The sequence below is a fragment of the Actinocrinis puniceicyclus genome, from assembly GCF_018283645.1.
Taxonomy (GTDB): domain Bacteria; phylum Actinomycetota; class Actinomycetes; order Streptomycetales; family Catenulisporaceae; genus Actinocrinis; species Actinocrinis puniceicyclus.
The window spans coordinates 1-7,269 of record NZ_JAGSXH010000185.1; the positions used below are offsets into that span (position 1 = coordinate 1).

The 7,269-nt window shown below is 63.7% G+C and carries 1 protein-coding gene; it reads right to left on the minus strand.

Annotated elements, in window-relative coordinates; translation table 11 throughout:
* Positions 1 to 746: 746 nt before the first annotated feature.
* Complete coding sequence (locus KGA66_RS27040; protein ID WP_211472073.1) at positions 747 to 6,800, minus strand: RHS repeat-associated core domain-containing protein; 6,054 nt, start codon at positions 6,798 to 6,800, stop codon at positions 747 to 749.
* Between the last annotated feature and the right edge of the window lie 469 nt (positions 6,801 to 7,269).

The window sequence follows — 7,269 nt, forward strand, 5'->3', positions numbered from 1 at the left end:
GAAGATCGCGGCAACCATCAGAGCCCTCAAACACGACCACGGCCTCCTCCTCCACGTCCTCGGCCTCGGGCCCAGCCCCCAAACCACCACCTGATCAGCACAAACGACTTTGCGCGAAGCCCTGGCGCGCGGCTCGTTCGAACCGCGCGCCGTCCTCGAATCAGGGCCATCATAAAAGGCCGGCACTCCGGCCGGGACAGTCCCCGAGCGGCAGACTAGGGCATGAGCCTGTTGAGCTACGGAAAACAGCCGGTCCCGCCAGGCGGAAAACTCTCATGGACCGCTTGCACCACAATGAGCGACAAAAGACCGATCGCTGGCCAAATATAAAGCCACCAACCGCGAATTTCTAATTCCCGCAAGCCTCCCTCACGCTTTGTATGCAGGTAAGCAAGCGCGCCAAAATTGACGACGAGACCGCATACTATGGTGAGGAGCGACGCCTGCGTGATGGCATGTAGTGAAGTTGACGGCGCGAATTTTGTTCCGCAAGACGCGTTTGCGTGATGCCAGTCTCGCTGCCACAGCCATGCGGAAACGATCGCGCCCGCTGATCCGACCGCACACAACGCGGACGATATAAGCAATACTGGTCCCGCGGGCAAGCGCCCCAGTACAATGCGCCTCAAATATGCAGGTGCACTCATGCCTCAACCCTTACCGCGTAATCTGTCACACGCGAGCCGGCGTGTCCGTGGCTTACGAGGAACCGGCGCGACAAGTCTCGGCCGACCCGAAGCACAATGCTACCAGCCACCAGAGGGACCGTATTCCGAGTTCGTAAAGCTCCAACTGGGGTTCGGCGTCGGGATACGCAAGATGTAGATCGTCTGGGGTCCTACATTCTGTGCGAAACCATTCTCAACCGCTTTGAACGCGTCATCGTGACGATCATTGTTCTGCTGAGTGTAACCGAAATCTCCGTCTCTAATAGACGTAATAACGGCCGTGTGGTGAATTTCCTTCGTTTTCGCAAACTGCCAAAACATGATGTCCCCAGGCGTCGCGTCGCCCGCGGAAACAAGCTGAGCACCATTGTTGACTAAATACTTGTACAACATCGGTGCCGACGTCCACGTCCTCGACCTCGAGTACTCGCGATCCCAGGGGTCGAGCGTGACGGAGTTCGAGTCCCTCCACCAATGGTTTATGTCGTCATCATTGATTATCCCGTTACCTATGACATCTGTCAGCTTGCTGTCGCGCAGGCCGGTGTGAGTCCAAAAATCTCGAGTCTCCTGCATGCCGGCAGCGTCCAACACATCGGACACAAAGTTCGTGCAACCGTCCCCGGGAATCGAGTCACCATTATCGCCGTCATGGCTCAGCGCCTCAGCCACGATCTCGGAAGCGAATTGACTCCAAGCCGCATTGTTGCCAGCACGTGCGTCGAGGAGCGAGCCACCACCGGCAAACTGAGTCGCCGATCCGGGGCATCCGGGAATCGAGGCGTTGCAAGCCGACCCCCCGCCACCTCCTGAAGAGCCGCCGTCGCCTGAAGAATCGTCACCGCAAGAGTTATCGGATTGGCAGGTGCCGTCATACGTGCCGCCTCCGCCGCCGTCAGGCATGCGCATCTTGCCGGTGGGGTCGCTGCCGGTGACCGGGTCATTCCCGGCGTAGTCGTAGCCTGCGATCTGGGTTGGATCGCTCGCCTCGAGGACCGGGTCGGCAGACAGGAAGCGTCCAGTTTGAGGGTTGTAATCGCGGACGCCGAGGTTCTCCAGGCCTGTGCTGGCGTCTTGGTTTCCGCCGACATAGCCCTTAGTGCCGATCCAGGCAGGAACAGTGCCGCGGGCGGCGCCGAAGGGCGCGTACTGGCGGCGCGTGACGGCTTGGCCGGTACCAGTGTTGACCGCGAGTTGGTCGGTGCCCTGGCGATCGCGTATGAGCGTGTCTTCGACGCCGGAGCTGGTGCGTTCAGCCAGCGTGATGCCGCCGAACGTATAGAAGCGAACACCGGTAAGCGTGCCTCCGGTGTTCGTGAGTTGAGCCTCGCCGTCGTAAAGGACGGTGCTCGTGGTTGAGCGGGCGATCAGCAAGTTGCCATCGACGTCATAGGCGTAGTTAGTGGTGTTCGCACCGTTGGTAACGGTCTGCAGCTTGCCTTGGTCGTTCCAGGTATAGCCCTGGGTGCCGAGCGGGCCACCGGTCGCGCTGCTCTGGTTCCCGCTCAGGTCGTAGTGGTAGGTAGCGGTTTGCGCTGCGGCGTTGGGGCCGGTCGCGGTGGTGCCGGACAGTTCAGTGGCGCCCGCGGTGCCTGGGCTGGGGTAGTTGTAGGTGACGTTGGTGTCGTTGGCGGTGTTGCCGGCGGTGTCGTGGTCGATCTCGCTGAGTCGGCTGCTGGCCGCGTCGTAGGTCCAGGACTGCCAGTACGGGGTCACCGGTCCGCCGACCGTGCTGCTGTTCCCGGGACTGGGAGTGGCGGTGCACTGGTCGGTCGCGGTCCAGGCCTGCTGCAGCCGGGTGGCGTAGTCGTAGGTGAAGCACTGGGTGTCGGTGACCGCGGTGGAGGTACCCGTGTTGCCGGCGGCGTTCTGCACGTCCTGGATTCCGGTGACGAGCCCGGAACCCTTGGATACGGTCCCGGCGGCGTTGCCGTAGGTGTAGCTGAGCTGGTCGATCGGGGCGCTGCTGCCCGAGTCGGTGGTCTTCACCTGGTTCAGTGCCTGGGTCTGAGCGTCATAGGTCTGATCGATCCAGATGTTCCCGCCAGCGGTGGGGATCGTGTACCGCAGCGGTTTGCCGTATTCGTCATAGCCGACTGCGGACACATAGGTCCAGGTGGTGCCGCCGGTGGAGGCCAAGGAGACAGGTTGGCCGAATTCGTCGTAGCCGTATTTGAGGTTCTCGGAGGGCAGGTTGTCCTGGGCCGGTTCTCCAATGGTCGAGAGGTTTCCGGCGTAGGTGTAGCCGTAGCTGGTTATCCAGCCTCCCGAAGGCACGAGAGCCGCGTCTGTGCCGGTGAGCGTGACCTGTTGCCCCTGCACCTTGGCTAGGGTGTTGTAAGTCAGGATGCTGGTGGTCCACGTGTCGCCGTTGGAGTAGGACACGGTCGTGGCCGGGTAGCCCTTCTTTACCGTGTCGAAGGTCCATCCGGCGATTTGGTTCGCTGTCGAGAGGGTTTGGGTGCTGGTGGTGTCGTAGGCGCCGGTTTTGCGGTCATCCTTGTCGTACGTGTACGTGGTCTGCTTTCCTCGAGCGTCCGTTGCGCTGAGCATTTCACCACCGTCGTTGTACGTATTTGTCGTGGTTCCCGTGTCGGGATCGACAGACTGTGTCTGCTGTCCGAGCAGGTTGTACTGCCAACTCCAGCTGTTACCGGCGGCATCCGTCTCGGTAGCTGGCTTGCCGGCCGGGGTGTAGGTGTACGTCGTAGCCGAGTAGTCGCTGGTTGGGTCGTTGACGTAGTCGGTCGGAACTCCGGCGTGATACTGGACCAGGGCGCTCTGCTGTCCGAGACCGTTGGTGACAGTGGTCTGCGGCGTTCCGCCGGCCGGTGGCACGGTGGTGACGAAGTTCCCGCCGTAGCTGTACGTGGTCTGCCAGGTCTGCGTGCCGGCCGCGTAGTCGATCGCGACTGACTTCCGTCCCGCGGCGTCGTAGGTGTATCCGGTCTCCTCCGGAATGACTCCGGGCTGCGCCTGAACGTACGTGGTCGATACCGCGGAAGCGTTGTAGTACGGGCTGGTGACCTCGGACTGCCAGCCGTCGGTGTTGTAGTAGGTGTCGGTGATGTCCCGGCCACCGTCCACCGTCTGCGTCTGAACTTCGCGGGCTCGCAGCAGGGCATCGTATAGGGTCTCCGACACCCGGTAGGTGCCGTCGTCGTTGAGCGAGTAGCTGTCGACCACGCTCGGCGCGCTGTTGGAGACCGTGTAGGTGTACTTCAGGTTGGGGGCGCCGGTGGAGGCGGCCTGCCCTGGCTTGTATACGGCGGTCAAGCGACCGAGCTCGTCGTACTGCTGAGTCGTGATGAAGCCCGCGGGATCAGTCTTCTGAGTGGGCACTTCCCGCACAGCGTCGTACGCGGTGGTCGTGACCAAACTCATCGGGTCGGTCACCCGTATGCTCGTTGGTTCCGCTCCGGTCGCCGGGGTGTACGCGGTGGTGGTGGTGTGCGAATTCGCGTCCGTGGCCGAGGTGGGCCGCCCGTACTGGTCGTACGTGGCCTGCGACATCACCGTGTAGTTCGGCGTGGAGCCGGTGTACGAGGTGGCCTGCTCGGTCTGCGTTGCGTCCCCGACGCTTGGGGCGGCTCCCAGGGTGGTGGACTTGTCGTAGAAGGTGAGCGTGTCGGACACGGCGTTGGCCGGCAGCGTCGGAGTGGTGCTACAGGGCACTGACACCGTCTGGACTTCGGCGGGCTTGTTGAGGATCCGTGCCGTGGTGTTGTCGGCGTAGCTGGTGGTGGTGCAGGTGTGCTCGGCTGCGTCGGTCACGTCGCCGAGCGCGTTCGTCTTGGTGACTCGGCCGTAGGCGTCGTGGGTGTAGTCGGTCTCGGTCTGCCGGGTAGAGCCGTTGGCCAGCGGCGTGTACACCTTCGCCGCTGCGGCGCCGGTCATGAACGATTGCTGCGCGGGTATCGAGTTCGGCATCGCGTGCGTGGCCGTGGCGCTGCTCGACCAGGGCACGGACACGGTGTCGGTGACCAGGGACGTGCCGTTGAACACCTGGGTCTCGAAGGTCCGCCCGGCCAGCTGCGTCGAGTCCGGCCATGAGTCACCACGCGTGTCGCTTACCGAAGCCGACCGGGTCGAGCTCGAGGACAGGTAGTCGCCGTTCATGCCCTGGAAGTATGAGTACTGGGTCTTGGTGATCGGGTCCGGGGCGGTGCCGGTCGACACGATCATCCCCTGGTAGCCGCGGAACTGGTCCCATGTGTCCTGGGTTGCGGGGGTGAGCGGGTTGCTGGTGTAGTGCCAGGCGGGGTTGCCGACTGGGGTGTAGGTCGTCTCGATCGCGTCGACGTTGTTGGCTGTGGCGGCGCCGGTCGGGTCGTTCTGGGTAACCGACTGCACGATGTACTTGTTGAAGTACTCCTTGATCGGGTCGGTGTGGCCGGTCGGATACCAGTACTGCGGGTAGCACAGCGTCGTGTTCTGCACGTCGCTCGACGGAGTGGAGCTTCCACAGGCCGGCGAGGAGTAGTTGACCGAGATCTTCTCGTCGGTCTCGGTGATGATTTGCGTGAGCCGGTAGCGGGTGATCCACGGGTAACCGTTGCCCAGGTTGACCCGGTTAGCTAGCGCGGTGCCCGAGAACGTCACGCTGTTCGGCGTGATCGTCCCGGCCGGGCCACCGCCTAGGGCATCCTGCCCCGTGTGGGCGATGGTGGAGAGCCACAGCGATGGGGTGGATGTATCCCCCGATCCGAGGGGCGGAAAGGAATAGGTGAACGCCCAGGAGTCGGCCGGGTCGAGCGTCGTACCGACCAGCGCCTCGGTTTGGACACCGGTCAGCTCCAGCTCGCTCCAGAACGACGGGGACTGAGACGAGCAGGACGCGCCCGATGCGCAGTTCAGGTCGTAGGGAACGTCGGGCCAGGTCGATGTTGAGCCCGGCAGGTTGCTTGTCGCGCACCCGGTGGAGGAGGTGTTGCAGCGTCCGTTGTAGGTGAACAGCACCTCACCGGCCGGAGTGGCTGAGTACAGGCTGGTAGAGCGCTGTCCGTACTCGATCTTCTGCAGGTAAGAGTCGCGCGTGTACGCACTCGTCGATGCCGCGGTGCTGCCTAGATCCTGCGCGTAGTAGTTGGTGTCGGTGGCGTACCAGTAGGAGATCGCGTCGCCGTGCGTGTCCACGACGTAGTCGAGATTCCATCGATAGGCCTGCGCGCAGTAGGACTGGGAGAACGTGGAGTTGTAGCACGGCTGTCCCGACGCGGTCGCGTATACCGGCTCGGTGTCCACGGAGTTCGTCGTCGCGTTGCCGGAGGCGTAGCCGGGGAGCTGGTTGAGGCCGAAGTAGTACCGGGTGCCGTCGGTGGTGGTCACCACCCAGTACTCGCCGCCGTGTGCCCCGTTGACCGCTCCGGTTTTGTAGGTCACAAGCTCGTTGGAATCGTCCGTGGGATGGTAAGCGCCGCTGGTGTCGTCCTTGATGAGGGTTGAGGTGTGTCCGTTCAGGCTGAACGTCAGCTGGTTGTTGTTCGACCAGCACTCGTCCCAGGTCTGGGTCGATCCGGCCGGATTCTGGTGGCACGAACCGTAGGACCGCTCGATGTAGGAGTCGGATAGCGTCCATCCGTCTCCTGACGTGCCTGCCTGGTTGTTCGTGTTCGAGGTCAGGCCGTCCAGGGACTGAGAGTTGTACGACAGCGCGAGGCTCGGGCTCAGGCCGCCCGGAACTGGAGATGCGGTGAGCGGATAGGACCAGGTGAACGCGTCCGATGCACCTCCCGCCTGCCAGGAGCCGGACGGCTTGAGGCTGGTAGCCGAAAAGTCCCCGCCGCCGCCCCCTTCGGTGCTGTCTGACGTCGCGCCCAGCACCAGGGTGGCCGCCGAGGTAGTTGAGGGGTGCGCGGCCATCGCGCCAGCGTGGGTGGCACTTCCTGTTCCGGTCGCAGGCAGTGACACCTTCGCAGTCAGCGTGCGATGCGTCGAGTCGTTGGTGAAGACCACTGGTTTCGCGACACGGCAGGCCGCCACCTCAGGGGTGGTGAGAGCACACTCCGGAAGGGTGACTAGCCGCAGCCGTGCCGCCCAGTCTCCGCCGAAGGCCGTCGCGAACTGGCGGTAGGACAGGGTCACAGTGGCCTGGGCGTTGCCGGACTTGCCGTCTGCGCGCGTCAGTGCCATCAGAGCCCCGGTCACGCCAGCGGCCTGCGCAGCCGCGCGCGGTTCGACGGTCACTGACACAGCACCGGGCGCTGCCGAAGCGCCGGATCCGGTCGCGGCTGCCACGGTGACCGGCAGGCCCGCGGCAGCTTGCGCCCCCGAACGCCCCGTCAAGTTGACGGTCGCACTGCCTGACGGCCACACCGGGGCGGGTATCTTGCCGGATGCCATCGGTACGGCCTTGACATAGTGCGAAGCCACCGGCGAGACCGGCACGCTGGGAGTGTGCGGCAATCCCGGCTCCGACGAGCCGTGCACCGCGGCCATCGCGCTCGTGCCCGCGATGAACTGCGCCGTTAAGGTCAACGCGACTGAGGACGCCAACATACGGCCCCAAGCGGGCCGCGAGGCAACAGTCGAAGAATATCCGTCCATGCGTAGTAAGCCCCGCATTACCACGAGTCCCCTCCCCAGCGGAACACGACTACGC

What these genes read in the sequence shown, in the direction of transcription:
- KGA66_RS27040 (WP_211472073.1), bottom strand. Translation starts at nt 6,800, where the DNA reads ATGGCACTGACGCGCGCAGACGGCAAGTCCGGCAACGCCCAGGCCACT.